Source organism: Streptomyces sp. NPDC087906, assembly GCF_055584925.1.
Genome location: NZ_JBVJLC010000003.1, coordinates 19,610 through 42,369, shown reverse-complemented (window position 1 = coordinate 42,369; position 22,760 = coordinate 19,610). Strand labels below are relative to the sequence as shown.

Below are 22,760 nucleotides of genomic sequence, written 5' to 3'. Positions count from 1 at the left end.
CCCCGCGCGTGCGGGGATGAACCCAGCTCATGATCGGCGCCGGGAAATGGCTCGGCCTGCTCCCCGCGCGTGCGGGGATGAACCCGCCTCGTTCACGGGGACGATCTGCACCACCTTCTGCTCCCCGCGCGTGCGGGGATGAACCCCGGCCGTCCCGGTTGTTGAACGACATCGTGGCCTGCTCCCCGCGCGTGCGGGGATGAACCCCGCGAACTGCGCTCTTTAACCTGAATCATGAACTGCTCCCCGAGCGTGCGGGGATGAACCCGAGCTGTTCCGAGAGGCTATTCCGGCACTTGGCTGCTCCCCGCGCGTGCGGGGATGAACCCAGCAGGACGTGGTAGTGGCAGTGCCAGCCGTTCTGCTCCCCGCGCGTGCGGGGATGAACCCCGGCGACGGATCTCGGCGAGATCGGGGAGCGGCTGCTCCCCGCGCGTGCGGGGATGAACCCCCCTTCGCGGCGAGGGTCTGCAGATCGGCCGCGAACTGCTGCTCCCTGCGCGTGCGGGGATGAACCCGCCGTGGCGATCCTGCCGCTCGACGGCGTCACCTGCTCCCTGCGCGTACGGGGATGAACCCTCCGCCATCGCGCGCCTCGCGCCGGTGAAGCTCTGCTCCCCGCGCGTACGGGGATGAACCCCAATCCGGTGCCTCGTAAGTCTCAGCTCAAAGCTGCTCCCCGCGCGTACGGGGGATGAACCCCCTCAACGCGCTCGGCCAGTGGGAGATCGATCCTGCTCCCCGCGCGTGCGGGGATGAACCCACACCCGATGACCACGACCCCCGCCCCCCTGCCTGCTCCCCGCGCGTACGGGGATGAACCCATCGACGCCCAGGTGGCTCTACAGCGTGCGATCTGCTCCCCGAGCGTGTGGGGATGAACCCAGGCTCGTCGCATCCTTCCGCCACGTGCCGCCCTGCTCCCTGCGCGTGCGGGGATGAACCCGCGGTATCGCAGCCAACGACGATCTTCTGACTGTCACGGACCTGCTCGCGCGAGACGACTTCAACCGGTGCGGCAAGTGCGGCGGCTACGCCGTACGCAGGCTGACCGGCAGTCAGGTCTCGTACTACCGCGCCGCCCGCCGCCCGCCGCCCGCCGCCCGCCGCCCGCCGACTGCACGACATCACACGTCAACTCGACCCGGGTGGAAGTCAGCACGACACCTACGCGGTGATCTCACAGTTGGAGGAGCTGGCGAGCTGGCGGCCCATCGACGAAGAAGACTGGTACACCAGCGATTCCTGGCGATGGCACGAGGCCATCAGGAACCTCAAACGTAAAGCCGAGCGGGCCCGTCGGCGCGATGCCTCCTGAGTTGCTGACCTCCGGATCGTGAATCCTCGGAGAGGCCGATCCGCCTGGGCGGTGGCATTGTGGTGGGGGCCAGTTGGGGACCCCCTCGGAGGCAGCCTGTCGATCCTGTCCGTCGCCCTGGTGACCTGGATGGTCTTCTGGATGCGGCGCACCGCCCGGCATCTGAGGTCCGAACTCCAGGGCAAACTGGACGCCGCTCTCGCGCTCGGTACCGGCGCGCCGGCCGCGAGGGACTGGAGACGTCGCTGTTCATCTGGACGGCCGTCCAGGCCACCGGCGACGGCGTCCGCCCGCTCGGCGGAGCCCTCCTCGGGCTGCTCACCTCAGTCGTCCTGGGCTGGCTCTTCTACCAAGGCGCACTCAAGATCAACCTGGCGAAGTTCTTCCGGTGGACCGGCGCCATGCTCGTGGTCGTCGCTGCCGGGGTCCTCGCGTACGGCATGCACGACCTTCAGGAAGCCGACCTGCTGCCCGGCTTGAACAGCCTCGCGTTCGACATCAGCACGACCGTCCCCCCGGATTCCTGGTACGGCGGCACGCTCCTCAAGGGCGTGTTCAACTTTCAGCCCGACCCCACGATCCTGCAGACCGTCGTGTGGGCCTCCTACCTCGTGCCCGTGATGATCCTCTTCCTTCTCCCTGAGCGTCGGAAACCGGCTGCGGCCAGGCTCGCGGGCACCCGGCAGGCAGCGCCGTAGAGATCACGGCCGAGACCGGCCGCCACCGCCGCCCAACTACCCTGCGCCGCCCAACAGGCGGCGCAGCAGGGCTTCGTCGTCGGCGGACAGCTCGCCCACGAAGTGGGTCAGTACGGCGGCTCGGTCGCTGTCCGTCTCCATCACCTGGCGCATGTGCCGCGCGGTCAGGCCCGATTCGTCGGTGACGGGCGTGTAGGCATAACTGCGCCCCTGTGGCGAGCGGTTCAGTACGCCGCGGCCGTGCAGGCGGGCGAGTGTGGTGGCCACAGTGGTGTGGGCGAGCGGGGCGGCCAGCCGGTCGGCCACCTCCCCGGGAGTCATGGCCTCTCCCGTGGCATGCAGCAGGGCGAGGATCTCGGCCTCCAGCGCGCCGTTCGCGCGTCGTCTGCCGCTCTCTCCCGACGGCTGTCTCCGGGCGCTCAAACCGTCCTCCTGCCCCTTGGGTCCACAGTCCGTAGTATCTTCTATTCGCGTATAGAAGATACGGTGTCTTCTGATCGACGCCACACGCATCCACCCGCGCGACGACCCTGTCCACAGGATGACTCATGTCCTCTTCGCCCATCCACCCCCCTCCGCGTCCAGACCCGCCATGGCGGTGGGCGGTGACCGTCGCGTCGGTCGGCGCGGTATCGCTCGGTGTCCTGGCCGCGGCCGTCTCGGTGCGGGGTGCCCCCTTCGCCCTGGACACCGCTGTGCACGAGTGGGCGCTGAGCCACCGTCCCGCGTGGGCGCGGCATGCCGCTGTCGTCGTCACGGACAGCGGCAGCGGGGTGCCCGCCTACGCCCTGGCGGCCCTGGGCGGTGTGCTCGCGCTGCGGATCGACGTATGGCGCGGTGCTCTCGCGGGCCTGATCGCCCTTGCCTCCGCGCAGATGGTCCGCATTGCCCTCGCCACAGCTCTGGCCCGCCCCCGGCCGCCGGCCGAGGACTGGGCCGCCCAGGCCAGTGGCTGGGCCATGCCCTCAGGACACACCACGACGTCGATGGTCGTGGCCGTGCTGCTCACGGCCGGTGTGTACCGCAGGGCGCGGGGCCGCGCCAGGCCGGTGCTGCTGGTTCTGCCGGTGCTGTGGGCCGTCTTGGTGGGCTTCAGCCGTATCTACCTCGGCGTGCACTGGCCCACCGATGTCCTGGCGGGCTGGCTGCTGGCCGCCTGCTGGGCGGGATCAGCGGCGCTCCTCGTTCTGCTGTGGCGGCGCCGGACAGCGGCGCGCGCCGGCCAGCCGCCCGCGTCTCCTTCGTCGTCGCGTACGCCTCCACCGCCCGGCCGCTGAAGTTCGTCGCCCGGCACAGCTTCCACGCCTGACGACGGAACAGCCGCACCCGGCCTGGTCCGTCGCCCGCTCCCCGTCGCCCGCTCCCCTTCCTCCCGCGCACAGGAACGTGACCATGACTCTGGCTCTCGGCCCCCAGTGGCTCGACCCCGATTATCTGATCTCGACCTTCGGCCTCATCGGCATCCTGGTCATCGTCTTCGCCGAATCCGGCCTGCTGATCGGCTTCGTCCTGCCAGGGGACTCCCTGCTGTTCACCACGGGACTCCTGGTCGCAGGAGGCAAATACCTCAGCCAGCCGCTGTGGCTCGTCTGCCTGCTGATCGCCGCGGCCGCGGTCCTCGGTGACCAGGCCGGCTACCTCATCGGGCGCAAGGCGGGGCCCGCGCTCTTCAGGCGCCCCGATTCACGCGTGTTCAAGCAGCAGAACGTCGAGAAGGCCAACGAGTTCTTCGAGAAGTACGGTCCCCGCTCCATCGTGCTGGCGCGCTTCGTCCCCGTCGTCCGTACGTTCACGCCGGTGATCGCCGGGGTCAGCGCCATGCACTACCGCACCTTCATCGTCTTCAACGCCATCGGCGGCACCCTGTGGGGAGTCGGTGTCACCGTGCTCGGTTACTTCCTCGGAAAGATCGACTTCGTCAAGGCGAACATCGAACTCATCCTGATCGCCATCGTCGTGGTGTCGCTGCTGCCCATCGCCTTCGAATATCTGCGCTCCCGCCGGCACACCCGCCGTGGCGGGCGAACCAGCGGCTGACCGGGCCGGGCAGGGCCGGACCTGGCCGGTACGCGGCCCCGTACAGTTGGCCGGGCAGGACTGTGGAAGCCCGGACGAGCCGGTCCGGGGGCCGGTAGCGGGGCGGTAACACGATGGTGGGCGATGACCGGGACGCGAGGCGTCCGCACGGTGAACTGGTCGCGGACGTGCTGGGGATTCTCTGGGCGGCCAAGGGACCGTTGACACCGGCGCAGGTCAATGCCGCGCTCGGCCGGGATCTGGCGCGGACGACGGTGACGACGATCCTGGTCCGTCTGCATGAGAAGGGGACGGTCGTGCGGACCCCGCAGGGCCGCGGCTTCGCCTATGCGGCGGCGGACGACGCCGCCGGGCTGGCGGCCGGGCGCATGCGCAGGGAACTGGAGCGGGAGCCGCACCGCGAGCTGGTGCTGAAGCGGTTCGTGTCCTCGCTGTCGGAAGGCGACGAGGTCGCGTTGAAGCGGCTCCTGCTGGAATCAGAGGACGGCGCGTGACCCTGGCTCTGTCCTTGGTCGCGCTGACGCTGGTGGTGCCCTGGGGCGCGGTGGCGGCCGCGCGTCGGCTGGCCGGCCTGCTGCCACCGCGGGAGGCGTGCGCCGTGCTGACCGGAGCCGCCGTGCTCCTGGCGGGCGGCACGCTCGCCGCGCTGGTCGGCTTGTTCCATGTGCCGTTCCTCGCCTCCCTCGAACAGATACCGCTGAGCCGGGCGGCTGCCGAGTGGCCGGCCGCCCTACCCGTGGCAGCGGCGGCCGGGGCGCTCCTGGTGTTCCAGACGGTGCTGCTGGCCCGCCGCTGGTACGAGCGCCGCTCGATGCTCGTACGCGCCTGGGCGTCCATCGGTGAGGTGGCACCCGCCGGCGACCTCCTCGTGGTGCCGGATCCCGCACCGCAGGCGTTCGCGCTGCCCGCCTGGCGTGAGCACAGCGGGCGGGTGGTGGTGACGACCGGCATGCTCCGGATTCTTGGCCGCGCGGAACGCGAGGTGCTGCTCGGCCACGAGCGGGCCCATCTGACCGGCCGCCACCATCTGCTGACGGCCACCGCCTATCTGGCCGCCGCGGTGCATCCGGCCCTGCACCCTCTGGGCGGGGCCCTGAACTTCCACCTGGAGCGCTGGGCGGACGAGACGGCAGCCTCCCTGGTGGGCGATCGCCGACTGGCGGCGAAAGCCATCGCCCGCGCGGCGCTGGCTGCCGCGTCCACGGAATCGGAGCGAGGTGCGGGCGAGAGCCCCGGGCCCCGGTTGTCGGTGAGTACGGGGCCGGTTCCGCACCGGGTCCAGGCCCTGCTGAGTCCGGTGCCGGTCCGGCCCCGGGCGCGCGGCGCGCGGGCCGCCGTCGCCGCCCTGCTGACGGCCGTGGCGCTGTCGGCGGCGCTGGGGCTGGTCCTGGCCTACGGGCTGCACGAATACGTGGAGTTCGCCGCTGAAGCCGTGCGAGCGCGCTGAGTCCGCTCCGCGCTGAGTCCGCTCAAGCGACGACGGACGGGTGACTTCTACCAGCGCGCAGGACGCTCAGCGGCTGACGGTGACCGTGTCGTCGCCGGCCTTCGACTCCGGCTGTCGATGCGGCGGTGGTACGACGCGGGTGATGGTGGTGGTGTGCGTCGGGGACGCCATGTCGAAGATCTCGTCCATGTCGTGTGCCGACAGGGCCAGGCTCGCACAGCACAGCACCATGAGTGCGGTGTGCGCCGCCACGAGGTGCCGGCGGAGCGGGGGCGGCGGGACGAGCAGCGCCTGGACGCGCCGGGGCACCTGGCCTCCAGTGACCGCGAGAGCCTGCTGCGGCGCACGGTTCGCGGCGAGCGCCGCTCGGGCGACGGCGCGGGCCACCAGAGGACGGTCGCCGACGACGACGGCCGCGTTCTCGTCCGCCCACCGCTCCAGGGCGAAGCCGGCCTCGGTCGCGACCGGCCGGAGCAGCGGGTTGACCGCTGCGGCCAACTGGACCACGAGCAGGAAGAGATGGTGGCGGTGGCGCAGATGCGCCCGTTCGTGCGCGAACAGGGCGCGCCGTTCGTCCGTACCGAGCGCCTGCAACATGCTGGACGACACGACGACGCGGCCGGGTGATCCGGGCAGTGCGAACGCGAGGGGCACGGGGTCGTCGACCACGGCCAGATCACCGCCGGCGGGCAGCCGGCGGCTCTGCCGTCGGGCCCTGACGAGGGTCCGGGTGCACCGCGCGGCGGCGATCAGCAGCATGACGGCGCAGACGACGAGCAGGGCGGCGCAGCCGGCGGCGACCGGCCAGTTCACCGGTGTCTCCGCGGCCAGCACGCCCGAGGACCAGCCACCCTCTTCGGCCAGCTCGGGGAATCTGCCGATGAGTGTGAAGGCCAGCATGCCCAGCGCGGCGGCCCACCCGGCTCCCGTCACGACAGCGGCGACCGTCAGCAGCCACGCGGCCGGTCTCGGCGGCAGCCTGTGCCCGGCGGAGCGGGCGGTGAGCGCCAGGACGACGCTGATGGTGAAGGGGATGAAGAGGGCGATCCGCACGTGGTCAGTCCCTTGGGTGTCCGCGCAACAACTGCTCCAGCAACTGCTCGTCCTCGGAGGGGAGTTCGGAGACGAACCTGGCGAGTACCGCAGCTCGGTCGGTGCCCTTCTCCAGCAGCGCCCGCATCCCGGCGGCAGTGTGTCCCGCCTCGTCGCGAACCGGCGCGTACAGATATCCGCGACCGGCCCGTTCGCGGGTCACCAGCCCCTTCTCGTGGAGCCGGGACAGGATCGTCAGTACTGTCGTGTACGCGGGGTCGCCGGTGACCTGTTCGCGCACCGTCGCCGCCGAGGCCGGCTGCCCTGCGGCCCAGAGCGCCGCGAGCACCTCGTTCTCCAGCTCACCGGGTGCCCGTCGGCCGGCTGCTTCCGAAGTGTCACCCGTCACACTGCCCGCTCCTCCGTCGTCCGTGGCGGCACCGCGGCGTTCGCGGAGCACGGAACCAAGCTACTACCGCTTGTAGAGGAAAGGCGAGCCGTGGTCGCGCAGCGGCCCCGGCTGCCAGCCCCGGTCCAGGCAGGTATCGAGAATGCGGGGAAGGGCGCCGAGCGTATGGCGCCAAGAACCGGTGGCTGAGGTGCAGTCGGAGTCGTGGAGCAGGACCGTACCACCGCCGCGAAGCGAGCCCATCACCGTGTCATGAACGCTGCGAGGCGTGGCGCGGGCCCGCCAGTCCTCGCCCCAGGCGGTCCACAGCACGGGGCTCAGGCCCAGCTCGCGGCAGGCGAGGTGGGCCGGCGTGGTCATCACTCCGTACGGCGGGCGGAACAGCCGCGGTGGTTCGCCCAGCACCTCGGTCAGCAGGCCGACCGCCCGGGTGAGGTCCTCGCGGGTGGCCCGTGGGCCGCGCACGGCCAGCGGGCGGTGTGCCCAGCCGTGGCAGGCGATCTCGTGTCCGGCGGCGGCCATCTCCCGGGCCAGGGCGGGGGAGCGGGTCAGCATGGAGCCCAGCAGGAAGAACGTGGCCCGGATCCGGTACTTCTCAAGAACGCGCAGGAAGTGCGGCGTGGAGAGATGGTCGGGCCCGTCGTCGAAGGTCAGCGCCACATGACCGGGGTCGCCCTGCCCCGCGAGACGGGGCAAGAACCGGTTGCGCAGCGGGCCGAACGTGGACAGCGCGGGACCGGCGTGGAGTGCGGCCGCGGGCAGTGCTGCCGCGGACAGTGCGACCCCGGCGCCGATCAGCGCCGAGGTGCCGGGGCGGCCGCTCACAGCTCGTACCTCTCCAGGAGTTCGTGCGCGAACGAGGAGAAGCGGGCGGGGCCGGCGTCGTACGCGCCGGCGAGGGGTATTCCGACGCCCAGGCAGACGGTGGCGACCAGTGCACCGGCCATGGCCCTGGTTCTGCTCCTGGTTATGCTCCTGGCCCTGGACCTGGTTCTGCTCGTGGCTCGTGGCCGGTTGCTTCTCCGCACCGCCGGCGCGCCGCGTCCGGCAAGGGGGGCGCTGCCCGAGACGGTCGAAGCGATCACCGTCACCACGTCCCGGGGCGGAGCGTTCAGTGCCAGTCCTGCGGCCCGCCGCCGTTCGGAGACCGGACCGCTCAGCATGTCGGTGAGCGCCGGTGCGAGCTGGTGCGCCTCCCTTACCCACGGTGCGAGTCGCGCCTCGTCGAGCGCGGCGGCGTTGGTCCGGCCGTGGCCGGGTATGCAGCGGTAGCTGATGACCGGCAGCCCGCTGGCGAACGCTTCCAGCGATGTCAGTCCGCCGGCGTTCTGGACGAGTACGTCGCAGGCGCGCATCAGGCCGGGCATGTCGTCGACCCAGCCGTGGACATGCGCGAAGCCGTCCGCGCGCAGGCGCGCGGCGAGTGCTTCGTTGCGGCCGCACACCACTACGGGCGTCGCGGCTCCGGTTCCGCGTATTTCGGCTGCGGAGCGCCGCAGGGCGCCCACCCCCCAGGAACCGGCCACCAGCAGGGCCAGCGCGGCACCGGCAGGCAGGCCGAACCGTGCGCGCAGGGCGCGTCGTTCGCCTTCGCCGGCGGGGAAGAAGCGTGGTCCGACCGCGGGGCCGGTGACCACCACCCGTGCGGCCCCTCGTCCGTCGGCCTGCCGCGCCGGAATCGGGTGTACGGCGAGATGGGCGTCGATGCCGGCCGCCACCCACAGCGGATGCACGGAGAAGTCCGTCAGATAGGTCAGCGCGGGCACATCCAGCAGCCGGCGCCGTCGAAGCGCCCCGAGCACCTGGCTGGCACCGGGATACGTGGAGACGACCGCGACGGTGCCGCGGGTGATGGCGGCGAGCGTGCGGCTCTCCGCGCTCCGCAGGAGGAGCCGCAGGGGGAGGCCGGGCCGGTCGGCGCGTTCCAGCGCGGCGTGGACGCGCTGATAACCGGCGGGCGCGAGCAGCAGGGTCCGGTGGTAGAGACGCGACAGGATCCGGCCCGTGCGGGCGGGCAGCAGGTCGAGGAAGTCGAGTCGGTCGACCGTGAAACCCGCCGCCGCCAGCCGCGCGCCAAGTGCGTCGGCGGCGCCGTCGTGCCCCGCGCCCACACTCGCGGAGATGATCGTGACGCGGCCCCGTCCGGCGGAAGGCGCCGCACAGGCCCGGGGGTGGGCTGCGGTGGTGCGATGGGGCATGGCGGGTCAGCCTCCTGAAGGCGCGCGAGGAATCGCCCCTGCGCGGCGGCCGAACCGGGCCGGGCGGGACTCCAGAGAAGCTACTACACGTTGTAGAATGAACGCCACGATGCTGATCGAGGAGCGCTGTGCGACACACGATCCTGGTCGTCGAGGACGATCACGCCCTGCGCGGGACACTGCGGCGTGGCTTGCGGGACGAAGGCTTCGACACCGTGCCCGCGCCCGACGGCGCGACCGCGCTGCGGCTGGCCACCCACGGCATCGACGCGGTGGTGCTCGACGTCGGGCTGCCCGACGCGGACGGCCGGGACGTGTGCCAGGCGATGCGGGCCAACGGATTCCTGCCCCCTGTGGTCTTTCTGACGGCGCATCACCACCTCACCGACCGGCTGTCGGGCTTCTCCGCCGGAGGAGACGACTACCTGCCCAAGCCGTGCCATCTGACAGAGCTGGCCGCCCGGCTGCGGGCGGCACTCAAGCGCACCGGGTCAATTCCCGCCGTACGCACCGGTGATGCCCTGCTCGACCCGGCCGGACACAGCCTGACCGTACGGGGCACGCGCGTCGCCCTGACGCCGACGGAGTTCCGGCTGCTGGCCGTTCTCATGGCGGCCTCCGGCGGCATCGTGCGGCGACGGGAGCTGATCAGGGCAGGCTGGCCCGAGGGAGCGCAGGTCAGTGACAACACCCTCGACCAGTACCTGACCCGGCTGCGCCGCAAGCTCCGGGACGCCGGCAGCACACTGACCGTCACCACCGCGCGCGGTGTCGGGCACCGCCTGTCATGAGAGGCACGGCACTCCGGTGGTGGCCCCGGACCCTGCGCGGCCGGCTCTCCCTTGTCGCGCTCACCACCGCGACCCTGCTGATGGTGGTCTTCACGGTGGTGTTCAACACCGTCGCGCAGCGGCATCTGCGCAAGCAGGCGGACGACGAGTTGACGACGCGGGCCGCCGCCGTGGCGGCGACCCTCGATACCGGCGGCCCCGAGGTGCGGGTCCTGGAGACACCGGGCGAGGAGCTGCTGGACACCGACGTATGGATCTACACGGCAGATCGGCTGCTGGAGAAGCCGCCGGCCGTCACAGCCACCGGACCGCTCACCCGTGCGGCCGACCGGTTGGCCGGGAGAACCGGTGAGCACTGCGGCACCGAAGACATCCACGGCGACGTACGGCTGTGCTCGCGGACCGTGTCCGGTGGCCAGGGCGGCGCGGTCGTCGTCGCCGCCCTGGACCTGGCTCCCTACACCAGTTCGGCCGACGATCTGCTCCTGGGCTCGGTTGCGCTGGACGTCGTCATGCTGGCCTGCACGTACGCACTGACCCGGATGGCGGTGGCGCGGGCGCTGAAGCCGGTCCACGCGATGACCGACCGCGCGAAGCGGTGGCGCGCCGTAGCCTCCGACGAGCGGTTCGCGACCGTGGCCCGGCCCACCGAACTCGCGCTGCTCGGGGGATCGTTGGACGCGCTGCTGGACCGCACCCGCGCAGTGCTGCGCCATGAGCAGCAGCTCACACGTGAACTCTCGCACGAACTGCGCAACCCGCTCGCCCGGATCATCGCCGAACTCGACTGGTGGCAGGCCAGGCCCCGTTCGGCCGACGAAACCCGCGCCGTCCAGGAAGCCGTCGCGGACGCCGCCCAATCCATGCGTACGATCTGCGACACGCTTCTCGACGACGCCCGCGACAGCGCGGCGGACGGACAGGGCGTGAGTGACGTGGCGGCGGTGCTGGGCGCTCTCACCGGCCGTATCGAGACCGGCGGTCCGGTGAAGGTCGTCGTGAGCGTACGGGGAGCCGGGCTGTCGGCCGGAGTTCCCGGCGCCCTTCTGGAGCGCGTCATCAGTCCCTTGCTCGACAACGCGCTGAGGCACGCGCGCACCCGGGTGGAGATCCGGGCCCGCGCCCGGCCGGGCGAGGTGCACATCGTCGTCAGTGACGACGGCCCCGGTGTGCCGGCGTCCTTCCGAGCGCGGCTCTTCCAGCCGGGGCGCCGGGCCGATCCCGGGGACGGGCACACCGGCGCGGGGCTGGGGCTGTCGCTCTCGCGACGACTCGCCCGCACCGCCGACGGCGATGTGGCCCACGACGAGCGGCACGCCCCGGGCGCGGCCTTCGTCGTCAGGCTTCCTCTGGGGTGAGGCGCTCGGTCTCCCGGACGTCCCGGCGGCTCACCGACAGGTGGACGACCAGACCGAGGATGACCGCGAGGAACAGCGCGCTCGTCACCACCGTGCCAAGACCCAGCCCTCCGTCGCCGGTCGGCTGCGACAGGTAGTCGCCGAGCGAGGCGCCGAGCGGCCGGGTGAGGACGTAGGCGATCCAGAAGCTGAGTACGGCGTCCAGGCCGAGGGTGAGGTGGGCAACCGCGACGGCGGCGATGGCCAGGGCGAACAGCACGCCGGAGACCCAGTATCCGAGGGCCATCTTCTCGGCGACGAGGTCGCCTGCCGCCGTGCCGAGCGCGAAGGTGAACAGTACGGCCAGCCAGTAGTAGCCCTCCCGGGAGAGTGTGTCGACGCTGTGGATGGACAGGGTCCGCTCGCGGCGGTACCAGACGGAGAAGACGACAGCGAGGGCGGCGGCGAACACAACGGTACTCACCGCCAGCGGCACCCCCAGATTGTCGGTGAGGTTGTCGCTGATCAGGGTGCCGACCACGCTGATCAGGGCCACGGCGAGCCAGTACACACCCGGTCGGTACGCCGTGGTGCGGAACTGCCCGACCAGAACCACCGCCAGCAGAGCGCTCATCAGCAGCGACACACCGGTCAGGCCCAGGCCCAGCTTCTCGTTGAGGAGGTCCGCCGCGGTCTCGCCGACCGTCGTGCAGAGCACCTTCACGATCCAGAAGTACGCGGTCACCTCCGGGACCTTGTTCCAGCGGAAGCGGTGGCCGGGGGCGCCGTCGGAGCGCGGGTACGCGTGGGAACGACCATGGGTTTCTGTCATGGGACGTGACCCTGGCAGCCGGAGTCTGAACACATCCTGACCGCCGGACCGCCGGACCGCCGGACCGCCGGACCGCCGGACCGCCGGACCGCCTGACCGCCTGACCGCCTGACCGCCGGACCACCTGACCGCCGGACCACCTGACCGCCGTGGGACGCCGGACGGCCGGACCGCCGTGGGACGCCGACCGGTCCTGGCCCTGCGGGCCGGTCACACCTTCGCCGTCACAGCCAGTCGTGTTCGCGCGCGTAGCGTGCCGCTTCGTGGCGGGTTTGGGTCTGGGTTTTGCCCATCGCGTTCGAGAGGTAGTTGCGGACGGTGCCCTCCGCGAGGTGGAGTTGGCCGGCGATGTCGGCTACGGAGTAGCCCTGGGATGTGGCGCGTAGGACGTCGATCTCGCGGTCGGTGAGGGGGCAGTCGTCGATGAGGGCGAGGGCGGAGACGTCCGGGTCGATCCAGCGGCGGCCCTCGTGGAGGGTTGCGATGACGGACGTGATGTGGGCCGGTTCGGCGGATTTGCTGACGAAGCCCTGGACGCCGAGCTTCAGTGCCCGGCGCAGCACGCCGGGTTTGGCGTGTCTGGTCAGCATGAGGATCACCTGGTCCGGCTGGACGGCGCGGATCTCCGCCACGGCGCCGAGGCCGTCGATACCGGGCATTTCCAGGTCGATGACGAGCACGTCGGGCCGGTGACGCAGCGTGGCGCTGACCGCTTCGGCGCCGTCTGCGGCTTCGGCGAGAACGGTGATGTCGCCCTCCAGCGGCAGCAGCGCGGCGAGCGCCTTGCGGAGCAGTGCCTCGTCGTCGGCGAGTACGACGGTGGTCATCGGGCCTCCTGGGTCTCGGACGCGGGGGCGGGCGCGGGGAACGTCGCGGCGGTCAGGAAGTGTCCGTCCTTCTGCTCCACCGTGAGCTTGCCCCCGTCGTCGGCCACGCGCTCTCCGAGCACGGCCAGGCCGCCGAGTTCCGGCAGGGGTGTGTGCGGGGCGCCGTCGTTGACGATGGTGATGCCGGTCCCGGACAGGGTGATCCGTACTTCGCCGGCTTCGGCGTGCCGCAGGATGTTGGTCGTCGTCTCGCGCAGGACCTGGCCCAGGAGTTCGCTCACATCGGCGTCCGCGTCCGTGCCGCGGCGGATGTGCACCTTGATGCCGGCGGCCTCGAACAGGTTCTTCGCGTTCTCCAGCTCGGCGGGGAGGTTGAGTCGGCGCTTGGCGTAGGCGAGCTCCTTGGTCTGGGCGATGGTGTCGCCGACCAGCGCGTGGATCTCGCGCAGCTCCTGCTCCGCCCGGCCGGGGTCGCGGTGCACCAGCCTCTGCGCGAGGGCGACCTTGAGCTTCACCACGTGCAGGGTGTGCCCCTGGATGTCGTGCAGGTCGCTGGCGAAGCGCATGCGCTCCCGTACGACGGCCAGCTCCGCCTCGCGCAGGCGCGACTGGTCCAGTTCGTCGACGATGTCGTAGAACCGCTTGTTGGGGAACATCAGCCCGGTCACCACGGCCGTGACGCCCGCCGGGATGATGACGAACTCGACCAGCATGTCACTCGGGTTGTCGTGGGTCACCAGGAACCGGGCCGCGCCCGCGAGGGCGACGTAGGCCACCAGGCCGGCGGCGGCCCAGTCGCGGTGGCGGGGCAGCCGCGGCACGATCAGCGGGCCCACGACGGACAGGCCGAAGACGGCCTTACCGCTCCCGGCCACCAGCACCCCGAAGAGCCAGACGCCGGCGGTGATGACCAGGCACGGCACGGCGACCCGGGCCAGCCGGCCCGCCGCCCAGGAGATGAATGCCACCAGGGCGGCGAGCACCCCCAGACCCAGGACCACCCCGTCCCACCAGGTCTCGGTGTCCAGCGCCACCAGCAGCACGCCGCTGGCCGCGACGGTAGGGAACACCATGATCAGGTTGAGCTGCCGCAGCCGGCTTTTTGTCGCTTCGGAAATATCGGACATCGTGCGGCCAGTATTCGTGCGTACTCACCGATACGCCAGTGACACCACGTCATACGCGCTTGCCAGGAATGTCATGGTGCGGACGTGATGCGACGCCACTACCTGGCGGGCGCCGCACACGGTGGAATCGAGCCATGTCCACCACCGCAGTCATCGAAGTCGAGAAGCTCAACGTCCGGTACGGCGACTTCCACGCCGTGAAGGATCTGTCGTTCCAGGTGCGGAAGGGCGAGGTGTACGCCTTGCTCGGCACGAACGGCGCGGGGAAGACCTCGACCCTCGAAGTCATCGAGGGGCACCGGCGCACCGCGTCGGGCGCCGTCCGCGTCCTGGGCCGGAGCCCGCTGGACCGCGCTGCCGTGCACCCGCGGATGGGCATCATGCTGCAGGAGAGCGGTTTCTCGCCTGATCTCACGGTGCGGGAGTCGGTCCGGCTGATCGGGACGCTGACCCAGCGGCGGGACGACGTCGGCCGGGTGCTCGGTGTCGTGGGGCTGACGGACAAGGCGGGCACCAAGGTGTCGCAGCTCTCCGGCGGCGAGAAGCGCCGGCTGGACTTCGCCACCGCCTTCTACGGCGGCCCCGAGCTGATCATCCTGGACGAGCCGACGACCGGCCTCGACATCAGGTCCCGCGACGCGCTCTGGGCCGCCGTCGACCGGCTGCGCGAGGAGGGCGCCACGATCGTGCTCACCACCCACTACCTGGAGGAGGCGCAGCAGCGCGCCGACCGTATCGGGCTGATGCACCAGGGGACGTTCCATCGCGAGGGGACCGTCGTCGAGCTGACGCAGAGCCTGCCGTCGGTGATCAGCTTCACGCTCCCGGCCGGTGCTCCCGAGCCGCCGGTGGCCGCTGTGCCCGTGGACGGGGGGTTGCGTGTCGAGACCTTCAGCTTGCAGAAGGATCTCTACCGGCTGCTGGGCTGGGCGCACGAGACCGGGGTGGACCTGCGGGGACTGCAGGCGGGACCGACCCGCCTCGACGACGTCTTCCGCGCCATCAGCGGCGACTGACCCGGGCCGTCGCCCACCCCACCCACCCCACCTCCGCCCCTCCTCCGAAGGGACCCACCCCGCATGTTCGCGATCGCTCGCAGTGAGCTGATCCAGATTTTCCGGAACCGGCTCGTCCTGGTCACAGGGCTCGTCATTCCGGTCGTCGTCAGCGCGTTCTTCGTCTACCGGCACGAGATCTTCGCCGAGGCGGTCGGCCTCGGCTACATCGCGGCGATCGTGATGTTCACCATCATGGCCTTCGGCCTCTACACCACGGTTGTGACCACGCTGGCGTCGCGCCGGCAGAACCTCTTCCTCAAGCGGCTGCGCTCGACCGCCGCAGGCGACGTCGGCATTCTCGCCGGGCTGCTCCTGCCGGTCACCGTCATCGCGCTCGTCCAGGTGATCGTGATCCTGATCGTGCTGGGCGCTGTCGCCACCGCACCGGCCCAGATACTGCTGCTCGTGGCGGCCGTCCTGGCGACGCTGGCCATGATGGTCGGCCTGGCGCTCGCCACCGCGGGGCTCACGAATTCGCCGGAACACGCTCAGGTGACCACGCTGCCGGTCAGCCTGCTGGTGATCGGGGTCGCGAGCTGGGTGGGCATCGCCGGCACCGACGACCTCGCCGCGCTCAAGCGGGTGCTGCCGGGAGGCGCGGCCACCGAGCTGGTGGTCAACGCCTGGGACGGCGGTGTCGCCGTCACGGACTCCCTGCTCCTGCTGGTGCCCACCCTGAGCTGGGTCGTCGTCGCCGTCGCGCTCGCCGCCCGCCTCTTCCGCTGGGAGCCCCGCCGGTGAGCGCCGCCGGTGTGTCCAGGCGGCGCCGGCCGGGCTTGGGGATCAGGTCAGCCGCCAGGGGCACAGGTACAGCGCGTCGCCGCCGTTCACCAGCAGGACGTCCGCCTCGCGCACCCAGGAGACCCAGCGTTCTCTGTCGATGCTGGGCAGTGCCGTGAGCTCCAGGACGCCCACGGACTTCCAGCCCAGCTCGGTCATGGGGCTGGGCGACCGGCCGCTGACGAAGCGCCATGGGCCGCTCGGCTCGCCGTACGGGCCGCCGTAGCCCGCTGTGGGGATGCAGAGGGCGTTCGCCTCGGCGATCGGTTTGCCGAGGAGGTCGACCAGCGCCGACAGGATGCTCGCGTTTCTGATGCCGGAGTCGGTGAGGAGCAGTTTCATGGCGGCACGTCACGGCTTCGGCAGTCGGGTCGAACGCTCGCACAGGTCCGCGCGGTTGGCCGCGCCCGTCTTGTTCATCAGGCTGGCGATGTGCTTCTCGACCGTGCGGGGCGAGATGAACAGGCGGTCGGCGATGTCCTTGTTGCTCAGCCGGTCGGCGAGGAGTACGAACGCCTCGTACTCCCGGACGGTGATGCCGAGGGCCCGCAGCTCTTCGGGGATGCCGTCCGTACCGCTGCGGTGCTGGTGCACGGGGGCGCCCAGTCGGCGCAGGGCGGCCCGGCAGGCGTTGGTGACGGCGGGCACTCCCTGCTCGTGGAAGTGGTGTTCCGCCCGTCTGAGCCAGGCGACCGGCTCGCCCCAGCCGTCGTCGTGCGCCGCGTCGGCGACCAGCCGCAGGCCCAGGTGGAGGGCGACCGGGTACGCGGCGGCGTCGCGCAGCGCCGAGTCGATGCGCTCGGCGGCCCGCTCACCCTGGCCCTCGCGGCCGAGCAGGACCGCGTCAGCGAGCGCGACGAACTGGCGGTTCCACCGCATCCGTCCGACCGCAGTGGCGGCGACCGTATCGTGCCGGACGCGGTCCGCGTCGCCGGCCAGCACGTCCAGCAGCAGCCCCACCCCGTGCGTGCCGCCGAGGTGGTACGTGCTGGGGTTGTGCCGCTCCAGCGCGGACAACGCCCCCAGTTCTGCCCGTGCCAGGTCCCGGTCCTCCTCCATCAGGGCGCAGAAGGCGCGGGCCATGCCCAGTGTCAGCGGCTCCTCCTGCGATCCTGCCCCCTCCCATTCGGCGAACGAGTCGAGGGCGGCCTCCATCGCCTGCCGGTCGCCCTGGTGGGCCTCCAGCGCGGCCAGCGACATCAGCAGGTACCGGACGGCCGGGGCGAGTCTGAGTCTGCGGACGATCGTCAGGCACTCGACCGCAGCCTCGCGGGTCGCCTCGCGCGCGCCGCGCATCACCCCGTCCAGGACGAGGATGCCGTCCACGGTGTGCACGATGTTGATCGAGCCCAGCCGCAGCGCCTCGTCCCGGGCGGACAGCAGTCCGGCGGTGTCGCCCTCCGCCAGCCAGTCGTTGCCGCCGATCCGGGTCGCCGCGTACATCCGCCGCAGCGGGAGCTGGTGCCGCTCCGCGGTCGACAGGGCCTTTTCGAGCATGGCCCGGGACTCGTCGGGGTCCCGCTCGCGGGCCACGGTCGCCAGCAGCTCCCACGCCTGGCAGGCGACGGCGGGCAGCGCGTAGCGCTCGGCGGCGTCGGCCGCCGAGCGGGCCAACTTCTCCGCCTGCTGGGTGCGGTCGGTGCCGGGGGTGTCCAGCGCGAGGTAGGCGGCGGTGACGTCGACGGACGCCGTCGCGGCGCCGTCCGGGTTCGCCCCCAGCACCTCGCGGGCCCGGTCGATCTGCCGGTTGCCGTCGCTCCAACGTCCCGCCGTGTGCGCGACCTTGGCCAGCCGGGTGTGCAGGATCGCCAGCCGGGACGCACCGAGACCTGCGCTGTCCAGCGCGTGCAGATGCTCGACCAGGTCGAAGGCCCGGTCGAAGTCGCCCGACTCGGCCAGCGCGGGCAGCAGCGGCTCCAGCGCGCCCGCACGCTCCTGCGGGTCGCCGGCCCGCGCCAGCAGGGTTTCGGCCCGGCTGAGCAGCGTCACCGCCGAACCGAGCGCGCCCGCTGCCAGGGCCCGCCGGCCCGCCTCGGCGAACAGCTTGCCGGCCGCCGCGTCCTCGCCGGCCTCGGACCGCAGCCCGGCCGCGAGCGCGCACCAGTCGCCGGGCAGTTGCGGGTGCAGCTTCTCCACCGCCTCGGCGCCCTGGCGCGCCAGATCGGCCCGCTGGCCAGGCGTCAGTTGGGTGAACAGGGCCTCCACGGTGGGCGAATGGCGGAAGGAGTACCAGTCGGGAGCGGGCTCGTCGGGGACCACCAGGCGAGCGGCGACACCGGCGTGCAGATGGCTGAGCAGCGCCCGGTCGTCGACTCCCGTCATCCGCTGGAGCACGGTCAGCGGGAACCGTCTGCCCAGCACGGCCGCCGCCGACAGCAGCGTCCGGCCCTCGGCGCCCAGCCGGTCGATCCGGCGCAGGATTCCCCGGGCGAGGGCGGACGACACGTCGCCACGCGGATCGCCGACCGTGCGCCAGCCGTCGGGGCCCTGTACGAGGGTGCCAGCGCCGATCATCGACTGGAGCAACTCCTCGACCAGGTAAGGGCTGCCCGCGCTGCCCTCCCACAGCCGCTCCAGCACCGGCGCCGGTACGTCCTCGGGAGAGGTGCCCAACTGGCCCGCCACCAGGTCGCGTACCTGCGGGCGGGTGAGCGGCGCCAGTTCCACGACCGAGGCCGTGCCGCGCCGGCGGGCCGACTGCGCGAGGTCGAGGGCGTCGCTGAAGTCCGTGCGGACGGTGGCGAGCAGCAGGACCGGGCTGTACTCCAGGTTGTCCACGAGATATTCCAGGACGCCCAGGGTCTCGGGGTCGGCGTCGTGCAGATCCTCCAGCACCAGCAGCCGGCCCCGGCCGTGGTCGGTCGCCATGAGCAGGCGCAGGACGGCCTCACCCAGGATCACGATCGAACTGCTGTCGCCGGCGCCGGTGTTCCAGTCGGGGATCAGCCGTCCCAGCACCGGCTTGTACGGTCCCAGGGACAGCTCGTCCAGCGACTCGCCGGTGCGGAACAGCGACATCAGCGCCTCGGTCAGCGGCCGGAAGGGCACCGCGGGGCCTGTGGTGCTGCTGCGGCCGCGCAGTACGCCCATCCCGACCCCGAGCGCACTGCCCACGACCTCGGCCGCCAGCCGGGACTTGCCGACCCCGGCTTCGCCCACGAGAAAGACCACACCGCCGCGCCCCTGCTGAGCGTCGGACAAAGCGCGTCCGAGCAGCCCCAGTTGGGCATCCCGGCCGATGAGGGAAGATGCTTGGAGACGCATGACCTCCAAGCATAATCAGAATATCCGGAACCGTGGTGTGCCGTCGGCACTTCGATTCAGTTCGGCGGGCCGGCCGGCCCGCCGATCGGCCGGGGGCGGCTACTGGGGCGCGGAGACCGAGGTGTCGATCGAGCTGAGCGTGATGACGATACCGCTGGTCAGGACCATCCCGGCCAGGATGCGGGCGCGGGCGCAGGCGCGGTTGCGGCCCGAGAGGGTGATGCCGCCCGCCGCGTCCTGCTCGTCGGCGACGGCGGGCGTGGGGGCCTCGGTGTCGGCGGAGACGGAGGCGGCGGCCGAGGTGGCGGCGGCGAGGGAAGCGGCGCGGCTGGAGTGCTGGTTCATGGGGGAACTCCTTCGTGGGGGAAGTGCACGAGTGAACAAGCGGGTGAACGAGCTAGTCAACGAGCGGAAGAGCGGAGACAACGAAACGGCGGGGAGGAGCAGTTGGGGGGCCGGTTTCGGGCGGCCGGGGAGGCTGGCCCTCAACAGGCGGGTGGGTTGACCGGGTTGCCCGGACAGGAGTGCTCCAGCAGGAGCGCGGACGGGACTTGGGTCGGGGAGCAGAGGCGAAGCAGCCCGTAGCCGATGCCGGCGAGGCCCGTCAGCATTCCGGGAGAGGGCACTTGGCCGGGGGTGGCGCAGCGGTGCTGCTGTCCCTCGACGGTCGCGAGGACCCGGCCGCCGGCCCGGCCGAGAGCGGCGGACGCCGTGGCGTCACCCCGGTCGGCCAGGACCGACAGGGCCTCCAGGGCGCCGAAGGCGCCGTGGCCCGCGCTGAGTTCGGGGCCGTCGCCGAGGGCGGCCAGCCGGGTGGCCAGGTCGTCGTGGCCCGGCAGGTGCGCGGTGGCGGCGGCGATCCCGGGCAGGCCGGTGGTCCACGACGGGCTGGGCGCTGCGGCTTCAGGGGCGGCGTCGGCGGAGCGCAGCAGTCCGGCCGCGATCTCCGGGTGTCCCTTTCCGTCCGCCCGGTGGTCCGCGTGGCGCCGCAGCGCCCAGCCGATACCGGCGGAGCCTTCGGCGAAGCCCGCGGTGTCCTGGCCCTGCGCTGCCGCGGGGGCCAGGGCGTCCGCCAGCGCGTCGGCGAGTTCCAGGGCCCGGCGGGCGCCCGTCGCCTCGTGGGTGGCGACCGCGGCCGCCAGGGCGCCTGCGGCGCCGTCGGCGAAGCCGAGGTCCATTCTGGCCATGACGGCGTGTTCGAGTGCGGTGAGCGCGTCGGGCAGCGAGTCGGCGAGGTCGGCGTCGAGGAGGGTCGACAGCCGCACCAGTCCGTACAGGATGCCGCCGAGCCCGTCGTACGCCCCGGGGCCGACGGCGGCGCACAGTTCGGGGTCGGCTGCCAGCATCTTCAGCAGCGCGGGGAGCGGCAGTACGGCCTCGTGGGCGAGCGCCGTGTAGCGCTCGGCGCCGGCGAGCAGTCCCGCCTGGGCCAGGAAGAGCGCGACCCCGGTGTAGCCCTGGGCGAGTCCCGCGCCCATCGGGAGCACCGACCAGTGCCCGCCCGGCAGGCTCTCCAGGCCGAGCCAGTTGGCCCGGCCGCCGGACCGCACGGCGCGGGCGGCGATCTCGTCGGCGATCCCGCAGGCGGCGGCCAGCAGCCGGGACGGCTCGGGCGCGACGGCCGGCAGGGGAGCCTGCACCAGTTCGGAGCGCGGCCGGACCAGCGAGCAGTCCGCGTCGCGTGCGGCCAGCGCGGCGGCGACGATCCATTCCTGGTTCCGGCAGTCGACCTCGTCCATCCGGGTGATCTTGGTGCGGACCGCGCTCAGGCTCGGCACCGGGAGCAGGTCAGGCAGCCAGGTGCCACCGGCCGCACGTACCCCCGTGCCGGACGGCCGGTGGACGAAGAGGGGGACGTCCCCGCGCCACAGGTCCTCGGTCTCGTGCTCCACGAGCCGGCCGCGTGCCGGGTCGTGCGCCGACTCGGTCCACAGCACGGCGAAGGCCGCGTCCCTGGCGAGCGCGTCACCGAGCAGCGCCGGGTGCGTCGACTCCTCCAGCAGGGTCGAGTACAGCCGGGTCGAGCGGACGATCAGCCGTGCGGGGCTCTCCGCGTGCCGCTCCAACAGCGCGCCCGGCGCGGTGAGTTCGGCGCCGTGCGCTCGGATCGCGGCGTACGTCGTGCGGAAGCCGTCCAGCAGCGCGGCGCGGTGGTCGGCGCCCTGGAGGCGGTGCCCGTCGGGCAGCGGCTGGTTCTGCGCGGCCGGGCTGACCACCGCGCCCCTGACGACCCGCATGGTGTCGAGGCCGCTGTCCTCCCAGCACAGGCCCTCGCTCGGGTACGTGCCTTCCTCGGCGCGGCCCAGCGCCGAGATGTCCAGCGCGCCGCTCTCGCCGATCAGCAGGTGGGGCAGCAGGCACGTGCGGTGCACGGACGCCTGGAGGGCGTCGGCCGCCGGGTCGGCCCCGGCCGTCGCGGCCTGCGGAAGTCCGGTGTGCAGCAGGGTCTCGGCGTCCACCAGCACCGGCTGGGCGCCGTCGGCGATGAGGTTCTCGTAGTGCATGTCGGCGCCGTCCACCGCGTACAGCAGGGCCAGCAGCGCGCCCTGGCGCCGGTAGAAGGCGTCCGCCTCGGTCACCGAGCCGCACCAGCGGTGCTCGATGAACTCCAGCCAGCCGTGCTCCTGCCGCCGCACCGTACGCGGGGTGCGCAGCTCCAGGCCCTCGACCCGGCCGGTCAGCCAGTGGGCCAGGTCGTCCAGCAGGGCGTGCTGCCCCAGCGGGCGCGGCTTGTACACCGCGCGTGACCCGTCGGCGAACGTCAGCACCGCCACCGAGCGCCCACCGCGATGGGCGTCGCCGCGGCCCAGTTCGACGCGGGTGAGCGGGCCGGGCTCGCGTCCTTGGAGCAGGACAGCGGCCAGTTCGGCCCGGTCGGCGTGCAGCCGCAGGCCCAGTTCGGCGACCGCTTCGGCCGCGTCCAGCGCCGTCAGGGCCAGCATCCGGGCCAGTACCGGATAAGCGGTGAACAGTGAACGCAGGCCGTCCGCAGTGCCGTTGGCGGCGAGGAAGGAGGCGAACCGGTCGCGGGGCGTGGCCCCGTCGAGCCGTCCGGCGCGCCGGGCGCCGGCCAGTTCGCTGACGAGTGTGCGGGCCGCCTGCCGGGCCAGCCTGCTCAGCAGCCACTGCTCGAACGAGGCGCGCAGTACGTCGCGTTCGGCCGCCGGAAGCGGCGCGAGCTGCCGGTCGAGGCTGTCCGAAGCCGGCACCACCAGCGGGGCCACGACCGCCGCGAACACCTCGGGCCCGGTGGCGTTCTCGTCACCCGGCACCAGCCGGGCGGCCAGGTGCGCGCATTCCAGGGCCTCTTCGGCGTAACCGGCCCAGCGCGGCGTGCCGGCGCGGTCCGCAAGATCTTCCGGTGCCTCGGCGGCGAGCTCCCATACGGCGAGTTCGTCGAGACCCAGATGGGCCAGCCGAGCCGCGAAGCCCGCCGTGTCCCCGACGGCCCACGGGGCGCGGCCGGACGTGGCGGTCGTGGCTGACGCCTCCGGACGTCCGGGGGCGCCGACACGCTCGCTGAGGGAGAGCGCGGGGGCCCACCAGGCGAGCGGCAGGTGCGCGCTTCGGGGCGTCGTGGGTGCGGCTGATTCGTTCACAGGAAG

Annotated in this window: 19 protein-coding genes, 2 pseudogenes and 1 CRISPR repeat array (1 of these 22 cut by a window edge); of the genes and pseudogenes, 9 read left to right on the top strand and 12 right to left on the bottom strand. The window is 72.2% G+C overall.

Annotation, left to right across the window (positions count from 1 at the left end; genetic code table 11):
- Positions 1–640: a CRISPR direct-repeat array (repeat unit 29 nt; unit sequence CTGCTCCCCGCGCGTGCGGGGATGAACCC) (it extends 5 nt beyond the left edge of the window).
- Positions 641–1,396: 756 nt separating this feature from the next.
- Positions 1,397–2,016: pseudogene (locus ACZ63I_RS09765) on the top strand (FTR1 family iron permease); the annotation flags it as partial.
- A 36-nt stretch (positions 2,017–2,052) separates the two neighbouring features.
- Here the strand turns inward: ACZ63I_RS09765 and ACZ63I_RS09760 are convergent.
- Positions 2,053–2,439 (bottom strand): BlaI/MecI/CopY family transcriptional regulator, encoded by a 387-nt coding sequence (locus ACZ63I_RS09760; RefSeq protein ID WP_469337128.1) that lies wholly within the window; start codon positions 2,437–2,439, stop codon positions 2,053–2,055.
- A 182-nt stretch (positions 2,440–2,621) separates the two neighbouring features.
- On the opposite strand from ACZ63I_RS09760, the gene ACZ63I_RS09755 reads away from it, so the two are divergent.
- The 4 genes from ACZ63I_RS09755 (at position 2,622) to ACZ63I_RS09740 (ending at position 5,500) form a co-directional block, all read left to right on the top strand.
- Complete coding sequence (locus ACZ63I_RS09755) at positions 2,622–3,293, top strand: phosphatase PAP2 family protein (protein ID WP_469337127.1); 672 nt, start codon at positions 2,622–2,624, stop codon at positions 3,291–3,293.
- Between the two features lie 115 nt (positions 3,294–3,408).
- Positions 3,409–4,053 carry a DedA family protein gene (locus tag ACZ63I_RS09750; RefSeq protein WP_469337125.1) on the top strand — a complete coding sequence of 215 codons (645 nt, stop codon included), beginning with the start codon at positions 3,409–3,411 and terminating at the stop codon, positions 4,051–4,053.
- A 113-nt stretch (positions 4,054–4,166) separates the two neighbouring features.
- Positions 4,167–4,547 (top strand): BlaI/MecI/CopY family transcriptional regulator, encoded by a 381-nt coding sequence (locus tag ACZ63I_RS09745; RefSeq protein ID WP_469337123.1) that lies wholly within the window; start codon positions 4,167–4,169, stop codon positions 4,545–4,547.
- Positions 4,544–5,500, top strand: coding sequence for a M48 family metalloprotease (locus tag ACZ63I_RS09740; RefSeq protein ID WP_469337122.1), 957 nt, complete (start codon positions 4,544–4,546; stop codon positions 5,498–5,500). The genes ACZ63I_RS09745 and ACZ63I_RS09740 overlap by 4 nt, the downstream gene beginning before the upstream one ends.
- Before the next feature lie 66 nt (positions 5,501–5,566).
- Here the strand turns inward: ACZ63I_RS09740 and ACZ63I_RS09735 are convergent, their stop codons facing one another.
- From ACZ63I_RS09735 to ACZ63I_RS09720, 4 genes are all read right to left on the bottom strand, one after another.
- Complete coding sequence (locus ACZ63I_RS09735; protein WP_469337121.1) at positions 5,567–6,553, bottom strand: M56 family metallopeptidase; 987 nt, start codon at positions 6,551–6,553, stop codon at positions 5,567–5,569.
- Between the two features lie 4 nt (positions 6,554–6,557).
- The gene (locus ACZ63I_RS09730; protein WP_469337119.1) at positions 6,558–6,941 is read right to left on the bottom strand and encodes a BlaI/MecI/CopY family transcriptional regulator; all 384 of its coding nucleotides are present in this window, start codon (positions 6,939–6,941) and stop codon (positions 6,558–6,560) included.
- A 63-nt stretch (positions 6,942–7,004) separates the two neighbouring features.
- Entirely contained in the window at positions 7,005–7,766 is a 762-nt protein-coding gene (locus ACZ63I_RS09725; protein WP_469337118.1) for a polysaccharide deacetylase family protein, read from the bottom strand.
- A complete protein-coding gene (locus ACZ63I_RS09720; protein WP_469337116.1) occupies positions 7,763–9,139 on the bottom strand; it encodes a glycosyltransferase in 1,377 nt (458 codons plus the stop codon). The genes ACZ63I_RS09725 and ACZ63I_RS09720 overlap by 4 nt, the downstream gene beginning before the upstream one ends.
- Before the next feature lie 128 nt (positions 9,140–9,267).
- Between ACZ63I_RS09720 and ACZ63I_RS09715 the strand changes: the two genes are divergently transcribed.
- Both ACZ63I_RS09715 and ACZ63I_RS09710 read left to right on the top strand, forming a co-directional pair.
- Positions 9,268–9,930 carry a response regulator transcription factor gene (locus ACZ63I_RS09715; RefSeq protein WP_469337114.1) on the top strand — a complete coding sequence of 221 codons (663 nt, stop codon included), beginning with the start codon at positions 9,268–9,270 and terminating at the stop codon, positions 9,928–9,930.
- Positions 9,927–11,288: a sensor histidine kinase gene (locus ACZ63I_RS09710; RefSeq protein ID WP_469337112.1), complete on the top strand. Its 1,362-nt coding sequence runs from the start codon at positions 9,927–9,929 to the stop codon at positions 11,286–11,288. Before ACZ63I_RS09715 ends, ACZ63I_RS09710 begins: the two co-directional genes overlap by 4 nt.
- Here ACZ63I_RS09710 and ACZ63I_RS09705 read toward each other — a convergent pair.
- From ACZ63I_RS09705 to ACZ63I_RS09695, 3 genes are all read right to left on the bottom strand, one after another.
- The gene (locus ACZ63I_RS09705) at positions 11,269–12,099 is read right to left on the bottom strand and encodes a COG4705 family protein (protein WP_469337111.1); all 831 of its coding nucleotides are present in this window, start codon (positions 12,097–12,099) and stop codon (positions 11,269–11,271) included. The genes ACZ63I_RS09710 and ACZ63I_RS09705 overlap by 20 nt on opposite strands.
- A 224-nt stretch (positions 12,100–12,323) precedes the next feature.
- On the bottom strand, positions 12,324–12,926 hold the full coding sequence (locus ACZ63I_RS09700; protein WP_469337109.1) for a response regulator transcription factor: 603 nt from the start codon (positions 12,924–12,926) through the stop codon (positions 12,324–12,326).
- Positions 12,923–14,053, bottom strand: coding sequence for a histidine kinase (locus ACZ63I_RS09695; protein ID WP_469337108.1), 1,131 nt, complete (start codon positions 14,051–14,053; stop codon positions 12,923–12,925). Before ACZ63I_RS09695 ends, ACZ63I_RS09700 begins: the two co-directional genes overlap by 4 nt.
- 134 nt (positions 14,054–14,187) lie before the next feature.
- On the opposite strand from ACZ63I_RS09695, the gene ACZ63I_RS09690 reads away from it, so the two are divergent.
- Together ACZ63I_RS09690 and ACZ63I_RS09685 are read left to right on the top strand one after the other, a co-directional pair.
- Positions 14,188–15,069, top strand: a complete 882-nt coding sequence (locus ACZ63I_RS09690) for an ABC transporter ATP-binding protein (protein WP_469337106.1) — start codon at positions 14,188–14,190, stop codon at positions 15,067–15,069.
- Positions 15,070–15,132: 63 nt separating this feature from the next.
- Positions 15,133–15,852: an ABC transporter permease gene (locus ACZ63I_RS09685; RefSeq protein WP_469337104.1), complete on the top strand. Its 720-nt coding sequence runs from the start codon at positions 15,133–15,135 to the stop codon at positions 15,850–15,852.
- 54 nt (positions 15,853–15,906) lie between these two features.
- On the opposite strand, the pseudogene ACZ63I_RS09680 reads toward ACZ63I_RS09685, so the two are convergent.
- From ACZ63I_RS09680 to ACZ63I_RS09665, 4 genes and pseudogenes are all read right to left on the bottom strand, one after another.
- A pseudogene (locus ACZ63I_RS09680) lies at positions 15,907–16,233 on the bottom strand (Type 1 glutamine amidotransferase-like domain-containing protein); the annotation flags it as partial.
- Between the two features lie 9 nt (positions 16,234–16,242).
- Positions 16,243–19,155, bottom strand: a complete 2,913-nt coding sequence (locus ACZ63I_RS09675) for a helix-turn-helix transcriptional regulator (RefSeq protein ID WP_469337102.1) — start codon at positions 19,153–19,155, stop codon at positions 16,243–16,245.
- Positions 19,156–19,254: 99 nt separating this feature from the next.
- Positions 19,255–19,500 carry a hypothetical protein gene (locus tag ACZ63I_RS09670; protein ID WP_469337101.1) on the bottom strand — a complete coding sequence of 82 codons (246 nt, stop codon included), beginning with the start codon at positions 19,498–19,500 and terminating at the stop codon, positions 19,255–19,257.
- Positions 19,501–19,640: 140 nt separating this feature from the next.
- Positions 19,641–22,754 carry a type 2 lanthipeptide synthetase LanM family protein gene (locus ACZ63I_RS09665; RefSeq protein WP_469337099.1) on the bottom strand — a complete coding sequence of 1,038 codons (3,114 nt, stop codon included), beginning with the start codon at positions 22,752–22,754 and terminating at the stop codon, positions 19,641–19,643.
- Between the last annotated feature and the right edge of the window lie 6 nt (positions 22,755–22,760).

Excerpts from the sequence above, each read along its gene's own strand:
- ACZ63I_RS09710 (WP_469337112.1), top strand. The coding sequence starts at position 9,927 with ATGAGAGGCACGGCACTCCGGTGGTGGCCCCGGACCCTGCGCGGCCGG.
- ACZ63I_RS09690 (WP_469337106.1), top strand. The coding sequence starts at position 14,188 with ATGTCCACCACCGCAGTCATCGAAGTCGAGAAGCTCAACGTCCGGTAC.
- ACZ63I_RS09675 (WP_469337102.1), bottom strand. The coding sequence starts at position 19,155 with ATGCGTCTCCAAGCATCTTCCCTCATCGGCCGGGATGCCCAACTGGGG.
- ACZ63I_RS09720 (WP_469337116.1), bottom strand. The coding sequence starts at position 9,139 with ATGCCCCATCGCACCACCGCAGCCCACCCCCGGGCCTGTGCGGCGCCT.
- ACZ63I_RS09700 (WP_469337109.1), bottom strand. The coding sequence starts at position 12,926 with ATGACCACCGTCGTACTCGCCGACGACGAGGCACTGCTCCGCAAGGCG.
- ACZ63I_RS09695 (WP_469337108.1), bottom strand. The coding sequence starts at position 14,053 with ATGTCCGATATTTCCGAAGCGACAAAAAGCCGGCTGCGGCAGCTCAAC.
- ACZ63I_RS09750 (WP_469337125.1), top strand. The coding sequence starts at position 3,409 with ATGACTCTGGCTCTCGGCCCCCAGTGGCTCGACCCCGATTATCTGATC.
- ACZ63I_RS09745 (WP_469337123.1), top strand. The coding sequence starts at position 4,167 with ATGGTGGGCGATGACCGGGACGCGAGGCGTCCGCACGGTGAACTGGTC.
- ACZ63I_RS09685 (WP_469337104.1), top strand. The coding sequence starts at position 15,133 with ATGTTCGCGATCGCTCGCAGTGAGCTGATCCAGATTTTCCGGAACCGG.
- ACZ63I_RS09670 (WP_469337101.1), bottom strand. The coding sequence starts at position 19,500 with ATGAACCAGCACTCCAGCCGCGCCGCTTCCCTCGCCGCCGCCACCTCG.
- ACZ63I_RS09705 (WP_469337111.1), bottom strand. The coding sequence starts at position 12,099 with ATGACAGAAACCCATGGTCGTTCCCACGCGTACCCGCGCTCCGACGGC.